Source organism: Pedobacter montanisoli (genome assembly GCF_022809115.1).
Taxonomy (GTDB): domain Bacteria; phylum Bacteroidota; class Bacteroidia; order Sphingobacteriales; family Sphingobacteriaceae; genus Pedobacter; species Pedobacter montanisoli.
On the sequence record NZ_JALGBH010000001.1, the window covers coordinates 1430983 to 1457434 of the forward strand.

Consider the following 26452-nt stretch of genomic DNA (forward strand, 5'->3'; position numbering starts at 1 on the left):
AATAAAATCTCATGTCTGGTTTAAATAAACTTATAAAAAGCGAAATTGATTCAAATCTGAGGGAAGAATTAGAAGAGCGTTTGGCTATTGTTGAGCATAAAATTAAGTTTATGGATAAGGTTCCGGTTTGTATTTTAGACACACTTGCTCATCCGGGTTTAACCTTAATGGATTATGCTGAAGGCGCTGGAGCAGCTTTAACTACCAGTGCAGGTGAAGCCGCTTTTCTGATCTTTTATGAGGAAGGAAAAACGCTTGAGGAACTGATGCGGCTGGTACCAACATTATTGGATGAAAACTGGTCTGCAGTTAAATATAACCGAGTTTATTTATTGGCAGATGCTTACCAGGCTGCCAAACCTGCAGATGCGGTTGCTTTAACCGAAGATATTGCAGAAATGATACATCCGGGGCATTTTATTTTTGGTTTTGAGGGAGATAAGTGGATAAAGTTTACACTCTAATAGCTTACAAATTTATCCATCTGCTCATTTACGAACTTTAAAGTATCCTCTTTGTAAAAATCGCCATTCTCATTAAGTTCCTGCTTAATTTGAGAGATATGAATGCGTAATGGCATTACATTAAGGTGTAAATAAGCACAAACCCCGTTAAAGTGTTCTACACCCCTTATATTTCCATACCTGCCAGATGAGATTCCTGTTAAACATGCTTTTTTATTGTAGAAGCTTTCAGGAAAAACACAGGCATCTATAAATGCTTTAAGTACACCCGGATAACTGCCATTGTACTCTGGTATAATAAATAAAAACTTATCGGTTTGTGTAACCATAAGTTGTATTTTCTCAAATTCTGCACTTTTTTTTCCGTACAGGTCGTTGGCAATAAAATTATCTGGTAAATCCTGTAAGTTAAAGAGATTGGTTTCTAACCCCTTTTTAGCCAATTCTTTTTGATAAAAATTGGCAACTTTTAAGGAAAAACTGTTCGGGCGATTGGTGCCAACAATGATGGTATTCATGCAAAAAATGTTAATAACATGTGAAAAACACTTATAGGTAAAGTGCGTATTTTTAGTTTTACTTCGTATCTTAGCTAACTGTTAAAATGTGCAGTATACCTTACAAAAATAGCATTTTTAAAAAATATTTTTAAAATAAGTCGTGGCCTTCCATGGCTTTGTTCATAAAAGCAAATGAGTAAAATAATAGCTTTAGCCAACCAAAAAGGAGGAGTTGGAAAAACAACTTCATCTATTAATTTAGCTGCCAGTTTAGCGGTTTTAGAATATAGAACTCTATTGGTTGATGCCGATCCACAGGCCAACTCTACTTCAGGAATAGGTTTTGATCCCCGCAACATCAAAAACAGTATTTATGAATGTATCATAAACGGTATTGAGGCTACTGAAGCCATTATCAAAACAGATACGCCTAACCTTGATCTTTTACCGGCTCATATAGATTTAGTAGGAGCTGAAATAGAAATGATCAACATGGCCGAGCGTGAATATAAAATGAAAGCGGTGTTGGATAAAGTAAAAGATCAATATGATTTTATCATTATTGATTGCTCTCCTTCTTTGGGTTTAATTACCATTAACTCGTTAACTGCAGCTGATTCTGTTATCATACCGGTACAATGCGAGTATTTTGCATTAGAAGGATTAGGTAAATTGTTAAATACCATTAAAATTGTACAAAACAGGTTAAATACTTCGTTAGAGATTGAAGGTATTTTACTGACGATGTATGATGTAAGGTTACGCTTATCTAACCAGGTAGTAGAAGAAGTAAAAACGCATTTCCAAGACTTGGTATTTGATACCATTATACAACGTAATACCCGTTTAAGTGAAGCTCCGAGTTATGGCGTATCGGTAATTATGCACGATGCAAGCTGTAAAGGTGCTATCAATTATTTAAATCTTGCCAGAGAAATTGTGCGTAAAAATGGTCTGGTAACAGAAGATGAGGAGATTAAAACCGCAACAATTTAAATTATTTAAATGACTTCATTTCAGCGAAAAACAGGATTAGGAAAAGGATTAAGTGCACTTTTAGATGATAATGAAACTGTAAATGCCACCAAAACCGGTGCAGAGGTTGCTGTGGCTCCTGCTGTGGGTAGCATCAGTTTTATCAAAATAGAGGATATAGAAACTAATCCTTATCAGCCACGTACAGAATTTGATCAGGTTGCATTAAATGAATTGTCTGATTCTATCAAAGTACAAGGACTTATACAACCTATAACCGTTCGTAAAAACGGTGATAAATACCAGTTAATTTCTGGAGAACGAAGATTTAGAGCTTCAAAACTTGCCGGACTTACTGAAATACCAGCTTATATCCGTACTGCAGATAACCAGCAGATGCTGGAAATGGCACTTATTGAAAATATTCAGAGAGAAAATCTTAATGCTATTGAAGTGGCTTTAAGTTTTCAGCAGATGATAGATGAATGTAATCTTAAAGCAGAGCAATTAGGAGAGCGTGTAGGTAAGAACAGAACTACGGTAAGTAATTATTTGCGTTTACTTAAATTACCTCCTGTAATTCAAGCTTCCATTCGCGATGGAAAAATCTCTATGGGACATGCCCGTGCTTTGATCAGTGTTGAAGAAACAGACAAACAACTTTATATTCACCATGAAATTATTGATAAAGGACTTTCTGTTCGTAAAGTAGAAGAAATGGTTCGTGGCATCAATCATGTTGTTGTAAAACCACAAACTACGCCAGAACCTGTATCTTTTGAATACCAGAAATTACAAAACGATTTATCCTCTAAATTTTCAACTAAAGTTAAGTTAAAAGTAAAAGACAACGGAAAAGGAAGCATAGAAATACCTTTTGTTAATAGTAATGATCTTAACCGAATTTTAGAATTATTAGACTGGTAATGCGAAACCTGCTCACATTTTTTTTACTCACTTTAACTTTTTATTATGCAAAAGGCCAGCAGAATAAGGGAAAAGTAACAGATAGTATAAAAAATGAAAGAACTTTAGATACACTCAATGCACCTAAATATGTAAATCAAGGTAAAATTGCTGGTAAAAAAGCTGTTTACCGCTCATTGATTTTTCCGGGCTTAGGTCAGGCTTATAATTATGGTCTGATTGTGGATGATATAAAAAGTGGCAGAGTACAGACTAAAAGGATAGGTCAGAAAATATATATTATTGGCAAAATTGCTGCAATTTATGGGGGAGGAACCTTACTTGTAAGTTCCTACATAGATAACAACAATAGCTATAAGCGGTTTTTACGCGAACTTCAGTACAGACAATCTCATAATAACCAACCCGATCCTGAAGGTAATTTACAGAATTACCCTAATACAGATGCTTTAATTGTAGCTAAGAATATATATAAGCGGAACAGAGAAGTTGTGCTCATTTCATTAGTGGGTTTATATGGTTTAAATGTTTTAGATGCTTATATTACGGCTCGGTTAAAGTATTTTAGTGTAGATGAAACATTGTCTTTTAAGATATCTCCGTCGGTAATTTCAACAGGCACGGCTACCATGTATGGATATCAGTCTGTACCGGCTATGAAACTCACTTTACGTTTTTAACCCTAAATTTAAAACAAACATGAAAATAGCACTTTTAGGTTATGGTAAAATGGGGCAAATGATAGAGCGTATGGCAATGCAACGCGGTCATGACATTGTGCTTAAAATTACAGTGAATAACCTGGATGATCTGACTAAAGAAAATTTAAGTAAAGCAGATGTTGCCATAGACTTTAGCACTCCCGATGCCGTAATCAATAATATATATAAATGTTTTGAAGTAAATTTGCCTATAGTAGTAGGAACTACAGGATGGTATGGAGAACTACAGAACATTAAAAATGATTGCCTGGCCAGTAACAATACTTTATTATATGGCTCTAATTTTAGTGTGGGTGTTAATCTGTTCTTTCACCTTAATAAATTTTTAGCCAGGTTAATGAATAAGTATCCTGAATATGATGTACAGGTAGAAGAAATTCACCATACCCAAAAACTGGATGCACCAAGTGGAACTGCAATGACCATAGCAGAAGGTATTATAGATCAATTGGAGCGTAAAAACGAGTGGGTTAATGAACTGATAGGAAGTCAGGAATTAGAAGTGGTAAAGAATGACCAGTTATTGATAGAATCTCATCGCATTGAAAACGTTCCGGGTACGCATTCTGTACTTTACAGTTCGGAAGTAGATGATATAGAAATTAAACACACTGCACATAACCGGGCAGGCTTTGCCTTAGGAGCAGTAATAGCAGCAGAATGGCTGCAAAATAAACAAGGCTTTTACAATATAGCCGATGTTTTTAATTTTAAATTAATAGACTAAAAATGGAGTTACATGCTTATTTAATCACCTTATTATTTTTATCACCAATTATAATATTATATCAAATTGGTCTTTGGAAATTATTTGAAAAAGCAGGTTATCCTGGATGGAAATCTTTAATACCGTTTTATAATTATTATATAATGATAGAAGCTTCAGGCAGACCAGCCTGGTGGTTTTTCTTACTTTTTATTCCAGGTGTTAACTTTTTTGTAGCTATTGGAATAACAATTGATTTTGTTAAGTCATTTGGTAAATTTACGTTCGGAGAACATGTAGGTGCTATAATTCTATCTTTTTATTTTTTTCCTAAATGGGGATTTGATAAAAAATTAGAATACCTAGGAGAATCTGCCTCACCAGAATTTAACAAAAAATATAAACTTAAAAAAACTAAAACCAGAGAGTGGGTAGATGCAATTGTTTTTGCAGTTATTGCCGCTACTATAATCAGGGTATTTTTCATTGAAGCTTATACCATTCCTTCGGGATCTATGGAGCGTTCGCTTTTAGTGGGCGACTTTTTATTTGTAAGTAAAGTTAATTATGGTGCCCGTATTCCGATGACACCAGTTGCTTTCCCATTTGCCCATCATACCATGCCTATAATTGGCACAAAAGCTTATTATGATGGCATACAATGGAAATACAGGAGATTGCCTAGTTTTCAGGATATTAAGCGCAATGATGTAGTGGTATTTAATTTTCCTGAAGGAGACACCGCCATGATTGAAGCACCTGATGATAATTATTATCAGATGCAGTTAAGAGGAGAAACACCTCAGTCTATCAGATCTCATTTTACAGTGGTAAGCAGACCAGTAGATAAAAGAGAAAACTTTATCAAACGTTGTATTGCTATTGCAGGTGATACCATAAGTATGGATAGAGGCATGGCCATTGTTAATGGTAAAAAAGAACCTCTAAAAGGTACAGGGTGGTTTTCTTATGTAGTAGAATTTAAAACATCAGATATTAACCTGAAATTATTTGAAGATTTAGGTCTTAAAATAGCGCCAACTGCTCTGCCCAACATGTACCAAATGGATGGAACACCTGATATGATCGCAGAGTTAAAGAAATCTGAATTTGTAAAGAGTATACAAGAGAATATAGAAGAAAAAGGTTATTACGATAAACTAATTTTTCCTCATGATGATAAACGTGCCTGGAATTTAGATAATTTTGGTCCTTTTATTGTTCCTAAAAAGGGATGGACTGTAAGTCTGGATAGCTTAAATATGCCACTTTATGAACGTGCAATACGAGTTTATGAAGGAAATACATTACAGAAAATTGGTAATGACTGGCTATTAAATGGTAAAAAAGCAACTTCCTATACTTTTAAAATGAACTATTACTGGATGATGGGTGATAATCGCCATCAGTCTGCAGATTCAAGATACTGGGGGTTTGTACCTGAAGATCATATTGTAGGCAAAGCCTTGTTTATTTGGTTGAGCATAGATAGCGATGCTTCCTTCTTTAGTAAGATAAGGTGGAGCAGAATATTGAAAGGCATTCATTAAAAAACAAGAAAGCATTACCTTAAGGTAATGCTTTCTTGTTTTAAGTGTATTTCTTAAAGCTTTTCTACACCCAGTTTTTCTGCCAGTTGGTTAAGGTCGTTTACCACAACATCTATTAATGGAATACCAGCTGCTTTACGTTCCTGTTCAAATTCAAATTCAGGTTCGCCGGGTATGATAACACGCTGCTCCGGATGAATGGTTTCGGCATTTTTGAAGCGTTTAATCCAGTTGTCCATGTGATCCTTAAATTCTTGCGCCGGACGGAAACCATTTACACTTAAAGCACCAAAAAAATGCCCTAAGCCTTGTCCAACAGGATTAGCTGAAGGTTCTAAAAATGCAACAAAAGGAGGGGCCCAAGGGCCGTAATTAGCACCTGATAAAACAGCAGATAAAATATCTACTGTTGCACCAAGACCATAACCTTTATGGCTGCCATGGTCTTTGTCACTACCTAATGGCAATAAAGAACCGCCTTCTTTTAACTCACTGGCGTTTACAGAAGGTTCTCCTGCTTGGTTTTGCACCCATCCGGAAGGAATGTGTTTTTTTGCTCTTTGTGCAATTTCCAGTTTCCCGTTTGCAGCAGCAGCGGTTGCCATATCAACAATTACAGGCGGATATTTAGAAGCAGGAAAAGCATAACACATTGGATTGGTACCTAACATGCGTTCTTTAGAAAAAGTAGGGGCAACTAAAGGGCTGGCATTGGTCATACTGATACCTATCATATCTTTTTCTACTGCCATTAAGGCGTGGTAGCCAGCTATGCCAAAGTGATTTGAATTTTTAACAGCAATCCAGCCACTTCCGTATTTTTCTGCTTTTTCAATGGCAACCCGCATGGCAAAAGGAGCTACAACTAAACCTAAACCAGCATCACCGTCAATGGTAGCAGTGGTAGCAGTTTCGTGTACAATCTTTATATTTGGTGTTGTATTAATTCTTTTTTTCTCCCACAAACGTACATAACCACTCAAACGGGCAACACCATGCGAATCGATGCCTCGCAAATCGGCCCTAATTAAAACATCTGTAGCTAATTTGGCATGTTCGTTAGAACAGCCCATATGTTTAAAAATATGGTAAGTAAATGTTCTTAGTTTATCTTCAGTAAAATTGATGTAATTCATTTAACTTAATGTTAGGGGATGATAACCGTAAAATCGCCACCTAGAGGCTCAAAATTTTCTATTAACGTAGAAATAAAGTCATCACCATAATTTACATACATAGGAGCGATGTTTGTTATCCGTTCCTGCAAAACTCCATTAGGAAATAAACGTTTTTTCAGATTTTCAATCTGTGTTATAGATACCTCATGTTTATGTTTCTCAGCTTTATATATTTTCTTTTCCAATTGGGCTAATAGCTTATTGGTTTTGATTTTTGCTGCTTCGGCAGAATGTTCTAATGTTTTATCTATTTTAAATGCATTTAGCTTTATTCGGTCGAAACCTGCATTGATAATTGCCGCTTCGTCTGCCAAACTAAGTTTTTCCTGACTATTTTCTTTAATCCATTTCTCCTGGAGCTTGTTTACAGATAAGAAAATGTCTTCAAGATTAAAACCCAAAGAATGGATATTACTCATGCTACGTTCATCTATAAGCAATGCAGAATTCCTTAGCAACAAAACTGGGAAATCGGTTTTATAAAAATCAAAATTTTCTTTCAGCTGCATCCAGTAGGCAACTTCGGCTCCTCCGCCTATATAAGCAATATTAGGTAGGATTACTTCCTGATAGAGTGGCCTCATAATTACGTTGGGACTAAATCTTTCAGGGTGTGTATTGACTTCGTTTATTAATTCATCCTCAGAAAAAGAAATATCCGTATGGTTAACCTCGTATTTTTCACCGTTTTTGACAATACGTTCTCTCAGATTTTCTTTAAGGTAGAAGAAATTAATGTCTCTGCTATTAACCTGGTTTTTATAACCTAGGTTTGCCAATTCGGTACTGGCTTTATCAACTAAAGCAGAGCTGTTCTCCTGTAAAATATCCTGTTTAATAATTTCCGCAAATTCATGTTTGAATACAGCATGGTCAGCATCTATAATTACCAATCCGTATTTTTCAAAAAGCTGGTTTACCAATGATCTTGTAGCATCAGCTAAATTGCTGTTTTTGAGGTAAGCATCTTCAACTATTCTGGCCAGTTTCTTGCCGTTTTCACTTATACCTAAATAAGCTTTATATGCCTGTACTGCTGCGGTAACCGTTTTTGTACTAAGCCTGCCTGTAGCACCATTGGTTTGTTGTATCCAGCTGATATTTTTTTCATCAACGCTGATATGATTGATCTCCTCAAAATCATGATCTTCTGTAGCCATCCAATATACGGGTACAAAATTCTTTTCAGGATAAGCAATCTTTAACTCAAGTGCCAGATTAATAGTACTTACAATTTTATAAATAAAATAGAGGGGGCCTGTAAACAAATTGAGCTGATGCCCCGTGGTTACTGTAAATGTATTTTCATTGAGCAAAAGTTTGATATTGTTGCTAACCGCAGGTTTAATATTGATGTTAGCATACTGACTTTGCAATACTTCTACAAGCTTTTGCCTGTTGCCTTTAAAATTTCTTTTATTAACGGCTTCTTTAATTCCTTCAATATCGGGTCTGAAGCTATAAAAAGGCTTTAAAGAAGGGTTATCGTTAACATAATCTATTACAAGATTAGAAAATGAATGTGTTTCGTGATATGCAATATATTTTGCCTTCATATGTTCAGCTAATTTAAATGAAATTACTAAATGAAATAATTAAGTCAAGTTATTTTACATTCTGTACACAGGTAGGTAAGTTACAAATAAAGCCGAAGCATTTGCTTCGGCTTTTACAGTATCTTGAAATTTAAAACGATTGCTTATTGTATAATATGACCATAAAGATCAAAATCTTCTGCCCGGTCAACTTTAACATTTACAAAGCTACCTACTGCTGCATAACCTGTGGCAGCATCTATTAAAACTTCATTATCTACTTCTGGCGAATCGAATTCAGTTCTGCCTATAAAGAAATCTCCCTCTTTTCTGTCAATAAGTACTTTATATGTATGTCCTACCTTTTCCTGATTAATCTCATAAGAAATGCCTTGTTGCAGTTCCATGATGGCATCTACACGTTCCTGTTTTATTTCTTCAGGTACATCATCAATTAAAGTGTGGGCATGGGTTTTTTCTTCATGCGAATAAGTGAAGCAACCCAAGCGATCAAAACGGGTTTGTTCTACCCAGTTATACATTTCTTCGAAATCAACTTCAGTTTCGCCTGGATATCCGCAAATTAATGTGGTACGCATAGCTATATTTGGAACCTTAGCTCTTATCTCGTTAACCAGATCTATGGTTTTTTGCTTAGTGATGCCTCTTCGCATTGATTTTAACATATTATCGGTAATATGTTGCAAAGGCATGTCTAAATATTTGCAAATATTCTCACGCTCGTTCATGGCATCTAATATTTCCATCGGAAAACCCGAAGGATAGGCGTATTGTAACCTGATCCATTCTATTCCATTAACATCAGATAAACGCCTCAACAACTCATCTAAATTGCGTTTGCCATACAGATCTAGGCCATAATAGGTTAGATCCTGTGCAATTAAAATCAATTCTTTTGTGCCATTGGCAGCTAAAATTTTTGCTTCATTTACCAGCTCATTCATATCGCGTGATAAATGTTTGCCACGCATTAGCGGGATGGCGCAAAAAGAGCAGGGACGATTACATCCCTCTGCTATTTTAAAATAAGCAAAATGAGAAGGCGTAGTAAGTAAACGTTCTCCAATTAATTCATGTTTATAATCTGCTCCTAAATTATGCAGTATATTCTGCAGGTCATTAGTGCCATAAAAAGCATCAACATTAGTAATTTCTGATTCTAATTCTGGTTTATAGCGTTCAGACAAACAACCTGTAACAATTACTTTCCCTACTTTTCCCTGTTCTTTTAACTGGCTGTACTGTAAAATGGTATCAATAGATTCCTGCTTGGCATTATCAATAAAACCACAGGTGTTAATTACTACAATATCATTTTTTCCTACTTTATCAGATTCGTGCTCTACATTGAGATTGTTTCCTTTTAGCTGTCCCATTAACACTTCAGAATCATAAGTATTTTTTGAGCAGCCTAAAGTAATTACGTTTATTTTAGGTTGAGCACTTGCTTTTATCTTTGCAGATTTATTTTTAGTAATCATGAATATTATTTGAATAACGAATTCACAAAATCTTTCTTATCGAATAATTGTAAATCGTCCATTTTTTCCCCTACACCAATATATTTAACAGGTATTTTGAATTGATCTGAAATACCTATCACCACACCACCTTTAGCAGTTCCGTCTAGTTTAGTAATGGCTAAAGCATTTACATCAGTAGCTTCTGTAAATTGCTTGCATTGTTCAAACGCATTTTGACCCGTTGAACCATCCAGAACAAGTAAAATTTCATGTGGAGCATCAGGTACAACTTTTTGCATCACTTTTTTGATTTTACTTAATTCATTCATTAAGCCTACTTTATTATGCAAGCGGCCGGCTGTATCGATAATTACTACGTCTTCCTGATTGGCTACAGCCGATTGAAGCGTATCAAACGCAACTGAAGCAGGATCAGAACCCATTGCCTGAGCAACTACCCGTACATCTACGCGTTCTCCCCATAATTTGATCTGATCCACGGCAGCAGCCCTGAAAGTATCGGCAGCCCCAAGAACCACATTAAGTCCTTCTTTTTTAAGTTTATGAGCCAATTTGCCAATTGTGGTAGTTTTACCTACACCGTTAACACCAACAACCATGATCACATAAGGTTTATGGTTGCCATATTCAAAATTTCTGAAATCATTGCTGTTATTTTCGGCTAGTAGGAGCTGTATCTCATCTCGCAATAGGTGATTTAATTCGGAAGTAGAAAGATACTTATCTTTAGCCACTCTCTCCTGAATGCGTTCTATAATTTTTAAGGTCGTACTAACACCTACATCTGAGGTTACGAGTACTTCCTCTAAATTATCTAGCACATCATCATCAACGGTTGATTTACCTGCTACAGCTTTAGTTAGTTTTGAAAAGAAACCTTCTTTTGTTTTTTCAAGACCCTTATCTAAAGCTTCCTGTGCTTCAGGAGCAGTTTCCTTTTTCTTAAAAAAATCGAATAAACCCATAATTTTAAAAATAAAAAAGCCCTTCCATAAGTAACGGAACGGCTCTAAAGTTATTTTAGACTATACCTATTTGCTGTTTGCAGCAGCAATAGCATCTTTAACGTGATCGTTATGAACGATAGATTCTTTAAATGAATATGCGCCAGTTTTAGGTGATCTAACCATAGTGATCACTTTTGAATACTCTTTACCAGTACCTGTTTTTAAGGTCGCAACTACTTTCTTTGCCATGTTGTTTAAAATTAATGATTGAATAAAAAGCTATCAATTGAAAACTTATTTATTCATTTTAACCATCTAATTATTTTATTTCCTTGTGTACGGTTACTTTCTTTAAAACCGGGTTGTATTTTTTCAACTCCAAACGCTCTGTAGTGTTTTTACGGTTTTTTGTAGAAATGTATCTAGACATACCTGGCATTCCGCTAGCTTTATGCTCTGTACATTCTAAAATAACTTGTACTCTATTACCTTTTTTTGCCATTTTAATAATAATTACAGCCGCTATTTAGCAGGCCAATGTTTTTACAAATATCCTTTTTTCAAGAAACGATTGATCGCTTCAGAAACTCCAATTTTATTAATAGTTTTAATAGCAGAAGTAGATACCTTTAGTGTTATCCAACGATCTTCTTCAGGGATATAAAACTTCTGAAGTTGTAGGTTCGGATAAAACTTACGTTTGGTTTTAACGTTCGAGTGCGAAACGTTATGGCCTTTCATGGCAGTCTTTCCGGTTAAATCACAAACTCTTGACATGACTTTATTTTGTTATTTAATTATTGTCGCTTAATTTTTTTAAGAGTGTGCAAATATCTGAATAATAATTATAAATAGCAACAGATATTAATTAATTATTTTTATAAATCACATTTATATCCCAGGTACCTTTTTCCTTTATTTCAAATTCAATAAAATTTTTACCATCTCGCATTTTCAGATGTAAAGGGAATACCACGTCTTTTAAGGTATATAAGTTTTGCGTTGTGGTTTGTTTAACTACGCTAATGTCACTATAATTGCCACTTAAGATATCAATCTTATTGAAAATAGGGCCTGTCTGGTCTTTCCTTTCCTGAGATTCGGTTGTTCCTGATATGCCAAGCGAAGCAGCATGCTCATTTTTATTTTTAATTTCTCTGCTGCCTACCATCAGAAAAATCTTATTATCACCTTTTTTCTTCTTGCTAATTAAAACGCCTTCTATATTGCCTGATTTATTAATTACAGTATAAGGTTTAACCGAATCTGTTTGTAAACTAATAGATGCAAAAGTCTTGATGTTGGCAATGCTAAGCCCTACAATAAATAATAAAAATACTTTTCTCTTCATGTTAATATGATTTTAGTTCCTGAATATCAAATATAATCATATTGAAATGTATTTACTGATAAAAAGGTTTAAATTCTCAGAGAAATTAACACGATGTTTTTGTTGAAATTTTATAATTTTTTGTGATAGACATTCAATTTTTTGGATAAAATACCCACAATTGGGTATTCTTTAGGGAATCGATATGCCTTACATTTGTGATATACAATCTGGATTAATGCTTTCAAAAAGAATTGAATAAGTTCTTTTTAAAGTCTCGTCATCTTTACGCTTGTGCTCTTTATTTGAGTACGAAGAGGCGAAATTAACCTTCTTGCATCCCTTTACAATATAGCGAAACGGCTATGCTAAAGGGATGTTTTTTATTCTGTTTTAAAAGTAAAAAGCATATTGTTTAAGTATTAAATTATTAATTTAGCAGATACTAAAACAATGATTTAATATTATGCAGATCACATCTTTTGAGCAGTATCAGGAAAACTATAAAAAAAGCGTTGAAAACCCGGAGCAATTCTGGGGCGAGATCGCTCAAAATTTTACATGGAGAAAGCCCTGGTATAAAGTTCTGTCTTGGAACTTTGAAGAACCCAATATAAAATGGTTTGAAGGGGCTAAATTAAACATTACAGAAAACTGTCTGGATCGCCATTTAGCTAAAAATGGAGATAAGCCTGCAATTATATGGGAACCTAATAATCCTGAAGAAGAAAGCATTACTTTAACCTATAAAATGCTGCATGAGCGTGTTTGCAGATTTGCCAACGTATTGAAAAGGAATGGTGCCAAAAAAGGAGACAGGATATGTATTTACATGCCTATGGTGCCTGAGTTAGCTATAGCGGTACTGGCTTGTGCCCGTATTGGTGCTGTACATTCTGTAGTTTTTGGAGGCTTCTCTGCCAAATCTATTGCCGACAGAATAAATGATGCGCAGTGTAAACTGGTAATAACTGCAGATGGCGTATACCGTGGTGCAAAACCTATTCCTTTGAAAGAAGTGATAGATGATGCTTTGATCGCGTGCCCTTCAGTTGAGAAAGTTATTGTGCTTACACATGTAAGAACACCGGTAAGTATGCTTAAAGGAAGAGATGTATGGTGGGAAGATGAGGTAAAACATGTGGATGCCGTATGTGAAGCCGAAGAAATGGATGCAGAAGATATGCTTTTTATCTTGTATACATCGGGTTCAACAGGCAAGCCTAAAGGTGTGGTACATACCTGCGGTGGGTATATGGTATATGCAGGTTATACTTTTACCAATGTATTTAACTATCAACCAGAAGAGGTTTATTTCTGTACAGCAGACATCGGGTGGATTACAGGTCATTCGTATATTGTATATGGACCTTTATCTCAAGGTGCAACTACGCTACTTTTTGAAGGGGTACCAACATATCCAACTCCATCACGTTTCTGGGATATTGTTGAAAAGCATAAGGTTAATATTTTGTACACCGCTCCGACAGCGATAAGAAGCTTAATGGGATTTGGAGAAGAACCTTTACAGGGTAAAGATTTAAGTACTTTGAGAGTTTTAGGATCTGTTGGTGAACCTATTAATGAGGAGGCATGGCACTGGTTTAATGAAAAAGTAGGGTATAAACAGGCTCCGATTGTTGATACCTGGTGGCAGACAGAAACAGGAGGCATTATGATCTCCCCAATTGCTACGGTGACCCAAACCAAACCAAGTTTTGCGACTTTACCTTTGCCAGGGGTACAACCTATATTGGTTGATGAGAATGGAAAAGAAATTGAAGGAAACGATGTAAGTGGGAATTTATGTATTAAGTTTCCTTGGCCAGGTATGTTGAGAACAACTTATGGAGACCATGAACGTTGCCGTCAGACTTACTTCTCTGCTTATCCTGGTTTATATTTTACAGGAGATGGCTGTTTACGTGATGAAGACGGATACTACAGAATTACCGGAAGGGTAGATGATGTATTAAATGTTTCGGGTCACAGAATTGGTACCGCAGAAGTAGAAAATGCCATTAATATGCATGCCGGAGTAATAGAAAGTGCAGTTGTAGGCTATCCGCATGATGTTAAGGGGCAGGGAATTTATGCTTTTGTTATTTACCCTAACCATCATCATGATGATGATCTGACAAAGAAAGATATTCTTCAGACTGTAAGTCGTGTGATAGGGGCTATTGCAAAGCCGGATAAGATTTTGTTTGTTTCAGGATTACCAAAAACCCGTTCAGGTAAAATTATGCGTCGGATTTTAAGGAAAATTGCTGAAGGAGATACTTCAAACTTAGGAGATATTTCAACCTTGTTAGACCCTGCTGTAGTTGAAGAGATTACAGCAGCAGCAGCTAAACTGAAATAAAATTTATAAATATTATAATAAGAAAAGGGCCTTGTTAAAGGCCTTTTCTATTTCTTATTATTTACAGTAAAAGTGTATTCTTTATAAATGACGCCTTTAGCATTTATTCCTTGTACAATGACTTTGAATCTTCCGGAAATATCACCGGCATAAAAGCTGATTTGTTGTTTTTCCTGAGGTTTTAAAAATATACCGTGGTTCCAGTATAAAGTAGAAAAGAAGGCTGGTTCCATTGGGTCTTTGTAGTCATTTACATAAAACTCTTTGGCTTCCTGTATGCCTTTTATTTCAAGAAATGTTTTTTTATCAGGTACGGAGCAACCCGTGTATAACGTAGTACGCCCATCTAACATGTAGCTTTTACCTTGCTCGGGAGCGCGGTTTGCGGGATCACCAATATGATTTCTACAATTTAAAATATTATATCTACATACATAATCTCCGCAGGCATTTGGCCCGCCGCCATAAAATGTATTGTCTTTATTGGTTTTTATGACCACTTCTTTAAGCTGAATGATTTTTTCATTGGCTTTTAAAAGAAGCTCAGAATTATTGATCAAGGCAGAAGGTAACATGCCGTCCTGATTTTTCCAGTTTTTACTGGTGTGAATACCTTCATTAAGCATTTCATCATCAATAATAAGGTCATAGTTCGTATTATCTTTTCCATTTACAAAAAGATAAAGTTTCTTGCCCGAAGCCATAACTAACTGGTCATTGTTTAAACTGAAATTTCCGTTGTTCTGAGTTGTAATTATACTAAGGGTAGCAGCACCCATTGTACCAAGTGTCACAGGTTTGATTAAGGGTTTATTGTTGCGTGTAGCTCTGCCATTTAAAATCATATTACTTGTTTTTACCAGAGTGTCTGTTGCTTTAATATGAGTAAGCTTATCCCAGTTATATTTACGCCATCCCTTAACTAACAAGAACTGTTCGGCATAATTAGCGTTTTTATAACCCGTTCCGTTCAAACTTACCGGTAAATTTTCAAGCTCATTCTGCAGATACGCATAGGTTTCTATGTCTAATTTGTTTTTTGTTTCTACCCGGTTTTCCTGTACGCATGCAATAGAAGCAAAGGAAGGTAAAGTTGTTTCTGCTAAATCTAAGTCTAAGGTTATTTTTTCTCTGGTATTGTAACTTGGTTTATCTGTTGCTATGTGGATGTCTTCCTTTTCTTTATTATAATGTGCAAAGAATAAACGTTCGGCTAATGGTCTTTCAAGACTATCGGTTATAGTAATCGCTTTTATTCCCTTTGGAACTTCATCTAATGGTATACTAAAAGAAGTACTTCCTTTATTGACCTGGTAAGGAAAATAAGCGAAAACATCTTTAAAATTATGAACCCTGATTATGATCTTTTGCGAATGTGTAGAATTTGCGACAAATTTCAAAGTATCATTAGGAAGTGCATTTCTTATGATTACATTTAAGCCTTTCTTTAAAGGAACGGGTAGTTTATATAAACTGTCTTTTACATCAGAATGCAAAAGTTTTAATTGATAAGAGCTGCTTATATCAGGAACGATAAAAAAATGTCCGATTCCATAATCGCTAGTCTCAATGGTATCTATAGGAATGTTATTTTGATATAAAATGGCTTTTGTAGATAAAGGGCGTTTGTGCAGGTCTTTAACTTCCCAGCCCACTTTATTTTTATGCCCAGCAATTAAATCACCTCCTTCAGGATAAAATTTAACCGATGCGTTTCCTTTAGGTTGAGGTAAGGGCATATGGATAAAAGTGCTATCTTTCAGGTATTTTACCTTAGCATATAAATTAGGATCTGTCTGATTAATAGTTTCTGGTATTTTTAAGATCAATTGCCCTGAAGGACTGGTCTGTGCCTTATTTATTTTGTTATTATACGTATAAATAACTGATGCAGGCTTAGGTAGAAATGTATTTTTGGCAGAAAGAACAGAAACTAAAACATTGTTAAAACCATTTTCTTTAGACAGGAACTGCATGTTTACTTTAAAATTAGGATCTAAAGCAGATTTTATGGTAACAGGCTGAGAAAAAAATAACTCAGGCTGGTTGTTCAACAAAACATTGGTAAAGGCATTTAAGTGATAATTACCCGGAATAATAGAATCAGGTACTGCAAATTGCCCAAATGACAGACCATTACCGGCTACAAACTTTTCCTGTTTAATAACTGTGCTATCTGCATCTCTTACCAATGCAACAGATAAAACCTGATGCTGGTTAAGATCTTTTGCTTTTAGAATATAGGCAGTAAAATAAATCTGCTCGTTACCTGCATATACATTCTTATCAAAGTGAACAAATAAGCTTCCACTGTTAATGGCTTTTTTATACCATGCAAAATTATGCTGTAAAGGATCCTGAGCTTTTAATGAGCTGTGTAAGATAAAAAGAAAGAGGAAGAAAAATAGTTTACGCATTTATAGCTCTAAAAGTAGTGATTCTAAAAATTTTCTCATAAAAAAACTGGGAGTGGTCATACTCCCAGTTTTCTCATTTTTTACAATGAGACTATTGCTTAATAACCGAATAACTGTTCTAAAGTTAAAGTCGTAACCTTGCCAAATTTCTGCATATCTTCTTGTTTTACACGTTTATCTGATGCAACGATCAGATATGTATAAGGTTTATGCGCAATTTTTTGCTCATGGAAGGTATTGATATTGTCGAAAGTAATTGGCTTTGCAGCTTTATAACGATCCATTCTTGAATCATAATTATAACCCAATTTCTTATCAGCGAAATAGTAATTAAAGATAGCGTCTTTTACAATTCTTGCAGATTCGTAACCGGTTAACACATTGGTTTTAGCACCCTCAAAAGTTTTTTCATTGCGAGGAAGCGTGTTCAATAACTCGTTCATACCCGCAACTGCTTCGTTCATTTTGTCGGCCTGGCTACCTACATAAGCAATCATACTATAATCCTTATCTGATCTGTCAGGAGTTACATAGCTTGCAAAAGTAGAATAAGCTAAGGCTTTAGATTCTCTGATGGTTTGGAATACGATAGAACCCATTCCACCACCAAAATAGCTATTAAAAACTTCGATGGTTCCACCGTCATTTTTATTATATACACCTGTATTTCTTAACCAGCGAATTTCTGATTGTACCATGTCATAGTTAGCAAAATATACCTGGTTCTCGGTTTGAGAAGTATATTTATACTGATGAGCAGGAGCAGCAGGTGTAAATTCTTTTGGTAGGGTATGTAATTTAGCAATATCAGCAGAGAAAGCATTAAGATCTTTTGGCCCGTAATAAGTAACTACATGCTCATAATTATTTAAGTTTTTCAGCAGGTTGATCAGGTCTTCAGCTTTGATGTTTTTTACCTCATCATTGCTCAGAACATTATTATAAGGGTTTAATGATCCAAACTGAGCGTAAGAAGTTAATGCATTCATGATTGCACCTTTATTCAGTTTGCTGTTTTCTCTTGATTTTAAAATATTACTTTTTAGCTCAGCAAGCGCTTTTTCATTAACCTGAATATTATTGAAAATATGCTCTACCAATCCTACAGCTTTTTCAAAGTTTTCCTGTAAGCCGCTAATGTTAATAGTGGTTACATCGCTACCTACATTAAGGCTGTAAGAACATGCTATATCATAAAATTGTTTACTTAACTGTTCTGCAGAATATTTGTTGGTGCTTAGGTAAGTTAAGTAAGAAGAGGCATAAGGTAATAATTTATAGTTATTAGCACCTATATTAAATCTGTATGACATTCTGAAAATTGGATTTTCAGTATTTTTGATTGTCATTACTTCTGCTATACCAGATTTACCGAAAGAAATATCTTTCTGATAATCCAAGAATTTAGGCGCAAGGGGTTTTATCGGGGCATTGATGATGTTTTTAACAAATGGAGAACTTAAATCACTGTTAGGATTAATAGGTGTAATGGCCGGTTTTTCAACTTTTATCACATTTTTGTCTTCTCCTTTATGTTTAAAGCCAATTACATAATTGTCTTTAAAGAATGTTTTGGCAAAAGCAACTACCTGTGCCTTGGTTATTTTAGCAAGGTCATTATTTTCGTTCAGGCTTTTCTCCCATTCAGTACCACGATTCATAATGAATTCAGTAGAAAGGTATTCAGCACGGCTGTTATTGTTATCGAAGGCTTGTAAGAAACTTAATTTTTTATTGGCTACAATAGCTTTTAATAAATCATCATCAAATTTTCCTTGTTTTAATAAATCAATCTGCTCTAAAAGAAGTTTTGCAGCGTCTTCTAAAGATTGGCCTTGTTTAGGTTGTGCAGATAAATTAAACACGCCATAGTCTTTCATTTGTTGATATCCGGCACTTGCTCTCAATACCTTTTGTTGCTTGTTTAGATTGATGTCGATTAGACCTGCTTTGCCATTTGTAAGAATGCTGCGTATCAAAGAAAGCATTAATGCCTCTTTTGTGTTTTGCGCAAATCCACGATAATAGATATCTACCATTTCTGCACTTGGACCATATACCTCTACTTTTTGTATTTGTGTAAGTGGTTTTTCCGGGGCAGGGTTATATAAGGTAACAGGTTTAGGAACCATATAGCTAAATGATTTGTCTATCTTTTTAATCATTTCATCTGGATTAAAATCACCTGCGAAAATGGCTGCCATATTATTAGGAACATAATACTTGTTATAGTATTTTTTGATCTCGATTAACGAAGGGTTTTTCAGGTGCTCAATAGTACCTATGGTAGTTTGCTGGCCGTAGTTATGCGTTGGAAACAATTTATCCATCATGGCCTCATCTAATTTATTACCGTCATTATCTAATCCTCTGTTTTTTTCTTCATAAACGGCTTCAAGCTCTGTATGGAAAATACGGAAAATAGGTTGACGGAAACGCTCAGCCTGGATAGCTAAAAATTTATCAACGGCATTAGATGGGAAATCTTCATTATAAACGGTTTCTTCATACCATGTATGGGCATTTGTAGATTTACCACCTATGCTTTGCATCATTTTATCATATTCGTTTGCAATAGAATAATTTGATGCCTCACCAGATGTTTTATCAATTTCTTTATAAATTTCTTTACGTTGAGCAGCGTCTGTGGTTTTATTGTATTTCTCATAAAGCGCATCAATTTTATCCAGATAAGGTTTTTCTTTAGCGAAATCTACCGTTCCGAATTTATCAGTGCCTTTAAATAACAAATGTTCAAGATAATGCGCTAAACCGGTAGCATTTTTTGGGTCAGTGTTACTTCCGGCCCTAACACTCATTCTGAATTCAATTTTTGGCTCAACATAATTAGGAGATAAAATAACTGTTAAACCATTTTTTAAAGTGTAAAAGCGGGTTTTAGATGGGTCGTTAGTTACATATTTATAGGTATAACCGCCAGAGGTTGCCGTTTTCCATTGATATGAGGTTTGGGCTAACAGATTTGAGCCTAAAAATAATAGGCATACAAACAGTAAAAGTTTAATTTTCATTCGTTCTTGGATTTTTTCAAGTTATTTGGTGATATTAATTATAAGACTTTGTATGTAACAACAAAGCTACAGCTCAAATATAATGCTTATCAAAATAAATAGTTACACAAACTGTTAAAAATAGATGGCATTAGCTTCAATTTATTTCTCGTATTTTTACCTTCATGAAAAAGCACAGCAAACCCACCATATTGGTTGTAAACGATGATGGTATAACAGCAACGGGTATTAAAGCCCTGTTAGAGGTTATGCAGGAAATAGGAACAGTAACCGTAGTTGCTCCCGATGGTCCGCAATCGGGTATGGGACATGCCATTACTATTGGTAAGCCTTTACGTTTTAGCAAGGTTGATTTGTACGAGGGAGTGGAAATGTATAAATGCTCAGGTACACCTGTTGATTGTGTTAAACTAGCAGTAAATAAGGTTTTCAAAGGTAAGAAACCCGATCTGTGTGTTTCAGGAATTAACCATGGATTAAATAATTCTATTAATGTAATTTATTCGGGTACCATGTCTGCTGCGGTAGAAGGAGCTATAGAGAAAATTCCATCGATTGGTTTCTCTTTAGATGATTTTGATTCTGATGCAGATTTTTCACACTGCAAAAAGTTTATTAAACAAATTGCATTACAGGTGTTGGAAAAAGGCTTACCTGAGGCCACTTTACTGAATGTAAATTTTCCTAAAGGCGATCAGATTAAAGGGATTAAAATCTGCAGGCAGGCTAACGCTAAATGGGCCGAAGATTTTGATGAAAGAAAAGATCCTTATAACAGACCTTATTATTGGCTTACAGGAGTATTCGAAAATTATGATAAAGGTGAAGATACAGATGTGTGGGCTTTAAATCATGGCTATGCCAGTGTGGTTCCGGTACAATTTGATTTAACAGCTCATCATGTAATACCTATTCTTAACAGCTGGGACCTTGGTAATGGAGAGCCGGAAATAGAAAGAATATCAGGACCCGACGGTACAAACTTAGGTTAGTATGAGCTTGATTGCAAAGCTTAAAAATTCTGTATGGATTGGCTTGGGAGTTGGCTTTGCCATACCTTGTGTGTTGGTTAGTATAGCCTGGTATTTAATGCATCATGTTAAAGCATTAAAAGAAGCTGATTTACTACTCATTGGATGTGTTGCAGTAAATGCTTTTTTGATGAATTATTTTTTTAAAGTCAATAAAGAACATGTCGCAAGGGGAATATTGGCCGTTACTTTTCTGTGGGCTTTTGCTTTTTTTATTTATAAACTGATGCAGGAGATCAACGTTGCGTCTTAAATTTTTTTAAATGAAGTATTATTTGGTAGCAGGAGAAGCCTCAGGAGATTTACATGGCGCTAATTTGATTAAAGCTTTAAAAGCTACCGATCAAAATGCTGATTTCAGGTTTTTTGGTGGAGATAAAATGCTTGCCGAAGGTGGTACGCTTGTAAAGCACTATGCCGAAATGGCTTTTATGGGATTTACGGAAGTGTTGATAAACCTTCGCACCATATTTAAAAACCTGAAACAATGCAAAGCCGATATACTGAATTATCAACCTGATGTTTTAATCCTGATTGATTTTCCGGGATTTAACCTGAAAATTGCAGAGTTTGCGAAACAGCATGGCATAAAAGTATGCTACTACATCTCGCCTAAAGTGTGGGCATGGAATCAAAAACGGGTTTTAAAAATTAAAAGGATCGTAGATAAGATGTTTTGTATTTTACCTTTTGAGGTAGATTTTTACAAAACATGGGGTATGGAAGTTGATTATGTAGGCAATCCTTTATTAGATGAAATCAGCAGGTTTAAACCAGATCAAACTTTCATAGAACGCAATAAACTTACCAATAAACCTATTATTGCTTTATTACCGGGCAGCCGCAAACAGGAAATAGAACGCCTGTTATTGCCTATGCTTTCGGTTATGCCCCAATTTGAAAATTATCAGTTTGTTATAGCTGCGGCACCTACTTTTAGCAAAGAATATTACCAGACGTTTATTAAAGATGAACAGGTGAGCCTTGTCTTTGCAGATACTTATAATCTTTTAAATGTTGCTCATGCCGCTATAGTGGCTTCGGGTACAGCAACTTTAGAAACAGCTCTTTTCAAAGTTCCGCAGGTAGTGGTTTACAAAGGAGGATCAATTTCTATAGCCATTGCCAGACTCTTGGTTAAGATTAAATTCATATCACTTGTAAATTTAATTATGGATAGGAAAGTGGTAACCGAACTTATACAAGAGAAATGTAATACTGCAAATATCACCAGCGAACTGAAAGATATTGTTGAAGGTGAAGGCAGAATTACTATGTTGAACAACTATAATGAGTTGTTACTGAAAATGGGAAGTGCAGGAGCATCAGAAAAAACAGCTGAACTGATACGTCTTTTTTTAATAGAAAATAAAAAGATTTAGATTGAGATTTTTGAATTGTAACAAATTTGTTTAAATTACGGCATATTTAGTTATAGCCTGTTTCCGACAGTAATTTGAATAAACAGGCAGGCTGAAAATAAGGTTTGGTTTAAATCAAAATACCCAGTACTGGGTATTGGTAAATATTTAACATGGACTTATTTTTGGCAAAAACAAATAAAGTTTGTTTAGCTATTAAATAAGTTGTGTGTGGGAGAGCTGGATGGCTTTCCCTTTTTTATTTCTTCACTTTAAAGGAAAAATGCTTCTGCGAAAAATAACTGAAAATGGCTAATAATATGGTGATAATAGCTTTTGATACAGAAGGATAAAAACCAAAACCCTCAACTAATATCTTTAATAAAGCATAATTGAGTAATATATTGGTAATCACAACGGTTCCATATCTAAACAGCTGTATTCTCCCTTTTAAATTAGATTGTGTAAATACAAGGTATTTATTTAGCACAAAACCCAGACAAAAAGTAAAAACAGACTCTAATGCCAAGGCAGCAACAGGAGCTGTAATCAAGTATTCTGCAATTCGTATATCTGTTTGATGAAGGATGTAATTATAAATAATAAAATAGGCTACAATACCACTAACTGCTGTAAAACCTCCGCTGGCAATATATCTGAACGTGTGTAAGCTGAACCAGTTCTTAAAAGGCGGATAAAAGAAATCAATACACTTTAAAATAGCTTTTCTCATTTATTTGGCAGTAAGTTTATTGGCAATCATACGGTTATTGTATTGTTGTATAAAAGCTTTGAGGTACTTCTCCATATTTAAAACCGTATCAGGTTCTGAGTTTAGCAGGTTATTTTTTAACAAACGGTCTTGCTTAAGGTTATATAGAGATTGAGATTGTTTACCATCATTAATTAACAGGTAATCGCCTTTATAGAAGTTAAAATTGCCATCATTATTGTTTACCACAAAGTTGTTCTGTGTTTTATCTATCGCATCAAAACCGAAAGCAAAGTACGGCTTATCATAATTCATGTAATTTAATACAGTAGGCATAATGTCAATCTGCTGTATCAGTTTATCTGTTCTGCCTTTTAAATCGCCGCCCGGGTAATAAAAAAGAATAGGAATAGAAAAATAACCCGGTATGGTTTGATATTCGGGTAAATAAGATACGGTAGCATGATCTGCGCAAAGCACAAAAAGCGTATTGTTAAACCAAGGCATTTTTTTTGCAGTTTCAAAGAATTTTCGCAATGCCATGTCGGTATAACCCAAAGGCTCCTGCACCGGTAATGGACCCTTCTTAAATTTTCCCTGATATTTTTCGGGAACTTTAAAAGGATGATGAGAAGAAACCGAAAAAAAAGCAGTAAAAAAAGGAGGCTTAAAAGTATTCATGGTCTTAGCCATATACTGCATAAAAGGTTCGTCCCAAATACCCCAGATACCGTCAAAATCTTTATCGTTATTGTATTCGGTTTTACCGTAATAATGTTTGATGCCCGCTAAATTAACATAGGCCGAAAATCCCATAGAGCCATTTGGTGCGCCATGGAAAAAGGCAGTCTCATAACCCTCATCTCCTAAAAGTTTGGCAATACTGGTGGTATTGTTGTTTGAATAACTAGACAGTACAAAAGGCTCTCTTATAGAAGGGATGCCTGTAATAACAGAAGGCAATGCATCAATAGATTTACGGCCATTGGCATAAGTTCTTGAAGAGGTAAAACTCTGCTCTGCCAGGCTATCTATGAAGGGCGTATAACCTTTATATGTACCATTGAGCAAATCTTTATTCAATGCTCCAATATGCTCTTTGCCCAGACTTTCTATAATTAAAAAAACAACATTCAGTTTTTTAAACTCACCTTTATGTTGTGGCTGATGTACAGGATTATAGAGTGAATCCAATTCGCTTTCGCTGAAATAATGTACAGGTTTTAAATTGGCGGCTTTTAAAGTTTTTAAGATACTAAAAGGGGTATTAAGCACCAGGCTCATATCTGCAGGTACTTTTACAAAATCGCCGGCATTACTTAATGTAATGGGTCTTGTACTATGTCTCCAACCGCCTCTAACGCCTATAACAAATAATCCGGCAATCAATACCAAAGCAAAGGTCTGCCAAAGGAATGTTTTTAAGCGATAACTGTAGCATTTTTTAACTTTTACAAGATCATATAGTTTGATAAAACCGTAAATGAATAAAATAAGAATAATAAGAAGGTACCAGTAATCCAGTAAAAAATCGAACAAAAGTTTGGCCTTGTTTTGTTCATTACTGAATTGAGAGAAAACACTTGCTGTTGTACGCTTTAAAGTGAATTTGTAATAGGCGAAATCAGAGAAATTGGCGATAAAACCTATAGTGTTTGTAAGGATAAACAACCATTTACAAAAAATCTGGTAACCTTGTCGGTATTTTATTTTAAAAGGCAGTGCCTGTAAAACAATGAATAAGGAATTGATATAAAGAACAGCAACAATATCAAACTTAAGCCCCCCCAAAAAAATAAAACCTAATTCTTTTGCAGACAGATGCTTAAATAAGGAATAATTGCTTAAATAAAAACCCAATCGACACAGGGTATAGCATAATAACACTAAAAAAATCCTGTAGATTAAAGCAGGATAGAGGTTAGCAGTTCTTTCTTGTAAACGGGACATTTAATTTTAATAGGGCGCAAATTTAATTAAACCCAGCTTTAAATGAAACAAAAGGCGGCCATACTTTATGGCGCAATAATGGTAAATAAATAGGCCACAAAAATGGTTAACAAAACAATGCCCTGTAAAATGTTGGTTTTACCACTGCCAAATGAAATAATGATACTCAGTTGGGCCAGTAATAATAACACCATAGATTTCATATCGATACCCAAAGTAATGGTCATTCCGGTAATAAGAGCAACAATAGCAACCGCTGGAATGGTCAAACCGATGCTGGCCAGCGCAGAACCTAAAGCTAAATTTAAAGAGGTTTGCAAGCGGTTTTTTTTAGCAGCACGGTAAGCCGCTAAACCTTCAGGTAATAATACAACCGTTGCGATAATTACACCCACCAATGATTTTGGGGCACCTATATTCACGACTGCATTTTCAATATCGGGTGCTAAAGCCTTAGCTAAAAGCACTACTATACCCAAACATACCAATAATAATAAACCACTTAGTAAAGCCACTTTTGTTGTGGGTGGCGTAGCATGGTGATCTTCATTACCATCATCGTCTGGAGGAAGAAAAAAATCACGGTGTCTTACGGCCTGTACCATTACAAATGCACCATATAAAATAAGTGATATCACAGCTACGAAAACTAATTGAGCATTATTATAATAAGGGCCAGGGATACTTGTGGTATAATTGGGTAAAATTAAAGTTAGGGTCAGAATAGCCATTAAGGTTACCAAAGCTGCTTTTACACCGCTTGATGTAAATAATTGTTCACGGTATTTAACGCCACCCACTAAAAGACAAATCCCAATCATGCCTGTTAAAATGATCATTACTGCTGCAAAAACTGTATCTCGAGCCAAAGCTGCAGTTTCCGGACCACCTGTAAGCATTAATGAAACAATTAAAGATACTTCGATAACAGTTACCGCCAGCGCCAGTAAAAGCGTTCCAAAAGGTTCGCCAACACGATGCGCAACCACCTCTGCATGATGTACCGCTGCTAAAACACTACCAATAAGCAGTAAGGTTTTTAAAGCTATGGCAAAACCACCGGCTTCGGCCAGAGGAAGCATATATGTAATCCATGCTAATACAGGAAGGATAATCGTCCAGAGGGGAAGAGGGAGTTTTTTTAGCATAAAAATGTTTTAACTCTTAAAAATAGAAAAACCAATTTTTAAATTTAGCAATTCATTTACCATAAATGTAAATATTTAATTACCCGATTTGTTACTA

The 26452-nt window shown here is 35.2% G+C and carries 24 protein-coding genes; 10 read left to right on the forward strand and 14 right to left on the reverse strand.

The features are described from left to right. The first annotated feature begins 11 nt into the window (after nt 1–11). Nucleotides 12–464 carry a hypothetical protein gene (locus MMF97_RS06330; RefSeq protein WP_243360677.1) on the forward strand — a complete coding sequence of 151 codons (453 nt, stop codon included), beginning with the start codon at nt 12–14 and terminating at the stop codon, nt 462–464. Here MMF97_RS06330 and MMF97_RS06335 read toward each other — a convergent pair. Continuing rightward, nucleotides 461–982: an NADPH-dependent FMN reductase gene (locus MMF97_RS06335; RefSeq protein ID WP_243360679.1), complete on the reverse strand. Its 522-nt coding sequence runs from the start codon at nt 980–982 to the stop codon at nt 461–463. The genes MMF97_RS06330 and MMF97_RS06335 overlap by 4 nt on opposite strands. 174 nt (nt 983–1156) lie before the next feature. Here MMF97_RS06335 and MMF97_RS06340 point away from each other — a divergent pair, with 174 nt between their 5' ends. From MMF97_RS06340 to lepB, 5 genes are read left to right on the forward strand one after another with little or no spacing between them, the layout of a single operon-like run. Beyond that, complete coding sequence (locus MMF97_RS06340; protein WP_243360681.1) at nt 1157–1960, forward strand: ParA family protein; 804 nt, start codon at nt 1157–1159, stop codon at nt 1958–1960. Nucleotides 1961–1969: 9 nt separating this feature from the next. Next, nucleotides 1970–2866: a ParB/RepB/Spo0J family partition protein gene (locus tag MMF97_RS06345; RefSeq protein ID WP_243360683.1), complete on the forward strand. Its 897-nt coding sequence runs from the start codon at nt 1970–1972 to the stop codon at nt 2864–2866. Continuing rightward, nucleotides 2866–3546, forward strand: a complete 681-nt coding sequence (locus MMF97_RS06350) for a DUF5683 domain-containing protein (RefSeq protein WP_243360685.1) — start codon at nt 2866–2868, stop codon at nt 3544–3546. Before MMF97_RS06345 ends, MMF97_RS06350 begins: the two co-directional genes overlap by 1 nt. 19 nt (nt 3547–3565) lie before the next feature. Continuing rightward, nucleotides 3566–4315: a 4-hydroxy-tetrahydrodipicolinate reductase gene (gene dapB / locus MMF97_RS06355; RefSeq protein ID WP_243360687.1), complete on the forward strand. Its 750-nt coding sequence runs from the start codon at nt 3566–3568 to the stop codon at nt 4313–4315. A 2-nt stretch (nt 4316–4317) separates the two neighbouring features. Continuing rightward, entirely contained in the window at nt 4318–5844 is a 1527-nt protein-coding gene (gene lepB, locus MMF97_RS06360) for a signal peptidase I (protein ID WP_262916095.1), read from the forward strand. Between the two features lie 53 nt (nt 5845–5897). On the opposite strand, the gene MMF97_RS06365 is transcribed toward lepB, so the two are convergent. The 8 genes from MMF97_RS06365 to MMF97_RS06400 form a co-directional block, all read right to left on the reverse strand. Then, nucleotides 5898–6980 (reverse strand): Ldh family oxidoreductase, encoded by a 1083-nt coding sequence (locus tag MMF97_RS06365; protein ID WP_243360690.1) that lies wholly within the window; start codon nt 6978–6980, stop codon nt 5898–5900. Nucleotides 6981–6991: 11 nt separating this feature from the next. Then, entirely contained in the window at nt 6992–8578 is a 1587-nt protein-coding gene (gene bshC, locus MMF97_RS06370; RefSeq protein WP_243360692.1) for a bacillithiol biosynthesis cysteine-adding enzyme BshC, read from the reverse strand. Nucleotides 8579–8721: 143 nt separating this feature from the next. Further along, complete coding sequence (rimO, locus tag MMF97_RS06375; protein WP_243360694.1) at nt 8722–10059, reverse strand: 30S ribosomal protein S12 methylthiotransferase RimO; 1338 nt, start codon at nt 10057–10059, stop codon at nt 8722–8724. 5 nt (nt 10060–10064) lie between these two features. Next, nucleotides 10065–11027 (reverse strand): signal recognition particle-docking protein FtsY, encoded by a 963-nt coding sequence (ftsY, locus tag MMF97_RS06380; RefSeq protein WP_243360696.1) that lies wholly within the window; start codon nt 11025–11027, stop codon nt 10065–10067. A 66-nt stretch (nt 11028–11093) separates the two neighbouring features. Further along, entirely contained in the window at nt 11094–11258 is a 165-nt protein-coding gene (locus tag MMF97_RS06385) for a DUF4295 domain-containing protein (protein ID WP_243360698.1), read from the reverse strand. 70 nt (nt 11259–11328) lie between these two features. After that, nucleotides 11329–11511 carry a 50S ribosomal protein L33 gene (rpmG, locus tag MMF97_RS06390; RefSeq protein ID WP_243360699.1) on the reverse strand — a complete coding sequence of 61 codons (183 nt, stop codon included), beginning with the start codon at nt 11509–11511 and terminating at the stop codon, nt 11329–11331. Between the two features lie 41 nt (nt 11512–11552). Next, nucleotides 11553–11786 (reverse strand): 50S ribosomal protein L28, encoded by a 234-nt coding sequence (gene rpmB / locus MMF97_RS06395; RefSeq protein ID WP_243360702.1) that lies wholly within the window; start codon nt 11784–11786, stop codon nt 11553–11555. A gap of 91 nt (nt 11787–11877) precedes the next feature. Further along, nucleotides 11878–12360, reverse strand: coding sequence for a hypothetical protein (locus tag MMF97_RS06400; RefSeq protein ID WP_243360703.1), 483 nt, complete (start codon nt 12358–12360; stop codon nt 11878–11880). Between the two features lie 445 nt (nt 12361–12805). On the opposite strand from MMF97_RS06400, the gene acs reads away from it, so the two are divergent. Next, nucleotides 12806–14704 carry an acetate--CoA ligase gene (gene acs / locus MMF97_RS06405; RefSeq protein ID WP_243360705.1) on the forward strand — a complete coding sequence of 633 codons (1899 nt, stop codon included), beginning with the start codon at nt 12806–12808 and terminating at the stop codon, nt 14702–14704. 47 nt (nt 14705–14751) lie between these two features. Here acs and MMF97_RS14690 read toward each other — a convergent pair whose 3' ends face one another. Further along, a complete protein-coding gene (locus tag MMF97_RS14690) occupies nt 14752–17121 on the reverse strand; it encodes a hypothetical protein (RefSeq protein WP_243360707.1) in 2370 nt (789 codons plus the stop codon). 98 nt (nt 17122–17219) lie between these two features. Continuing rightward, the gene (locus MMF97_RS06415; RefSeq protein ID WP_243360709.1) at nt 17220–20153 is read right to left on the reverse strand and encodes a M16 family metallopeptidase; all 2934 of its coding nucleotides are present in this window, start codon (nt 20151–20153) and stop codon (nt 17220–17222) included. Between the two features lie 164 nt (nt 20154–20317). Here MMF97_RS06415 and surE point away from each other — a divergent pair, with 164 nt between their 5' ends. Genes surE through lpxB form a run of 3 tightly spaced genes read left to right on the forward strand, consistent with a single transcriptional unit; the run spans nt 20318 to nt 22566 of the window. Continuing rightward, nucleotides 20318–21145, forward strand: a complete 828-nt coding sequence (surE, locus tag MMF97_RS06420) for a 5'/3'-nucleotidase SurE (protein ID WP_243360710.1) — start codon at nt 20318–20320, stop codon at nt 21143–21145. Between the two features lies 1 nt (nt 21146). Further along, nucleotides 21147–21437, forward strand: coding sequence for a stationary phase survival protein SurE (locus tag MMF97_RS06425; RefSeq protein WP_243360712.1), 291 nt, complete (start codon nt 21147–21149; stop codon nt 21435–21437). A 10-nt stretch (nt 21438–21447) separates the two neighbouring features. After that, nucleotides 21448–22566 carry a lipid-A-disaccharide synthase gene (lpxB, locus tag MMF97_RS06430; RefSeq protein ID WP_243360713.1) on the forward strand — a complete coding sequence of 373 codons (1119 nt, stop codon included), beginning with the start codon at nt 21448–21450 and terminating at the stop codon, nt 22564–22566. Nucleotides 22567–22804: 238 nt separating this feature from the next. Here lpxB and MMF97_RS06435 read toward each other — a convergent pair whose 3' ends face one another. From MMF97_RS06435 to MMF97_RS06445, 3 genes are all read right to left on the reverse strand, one after another. Next, entirely contained in the window at nt 22805–23278 is a 474-nt protein-coding gene (locus MMF97_RS06435) for a GtrA family protein (protein WP_243360715.1), read from the reverse strand. Further along, nucleotides 23279–25207, reverse strand: a complete 1929-nt coding sequence (locus tag MMF97_RS06440) for an LTA synthase family protein (protein WP_243360717.1) — start codon at nt 25205–25207, stop codon at nt 23279–23281. It abuts the gene before it with no gap. Between the two features lie 65 nt (nt 25208–25272). Beyond that, the gene (locus tag MMF97_RS06445) at nt 25273–26355 is read right to left on the reverse strand and encodes a calcium:proton antiporter (protein WP_243360719.1); all 1083 of its coding nucleotides are present in this window, start codon (nt 26353–26355) and stop codon (nt 25273–25275) included. Nucleotides 26356–26452 lie beyond the last annotated feature (97 nt).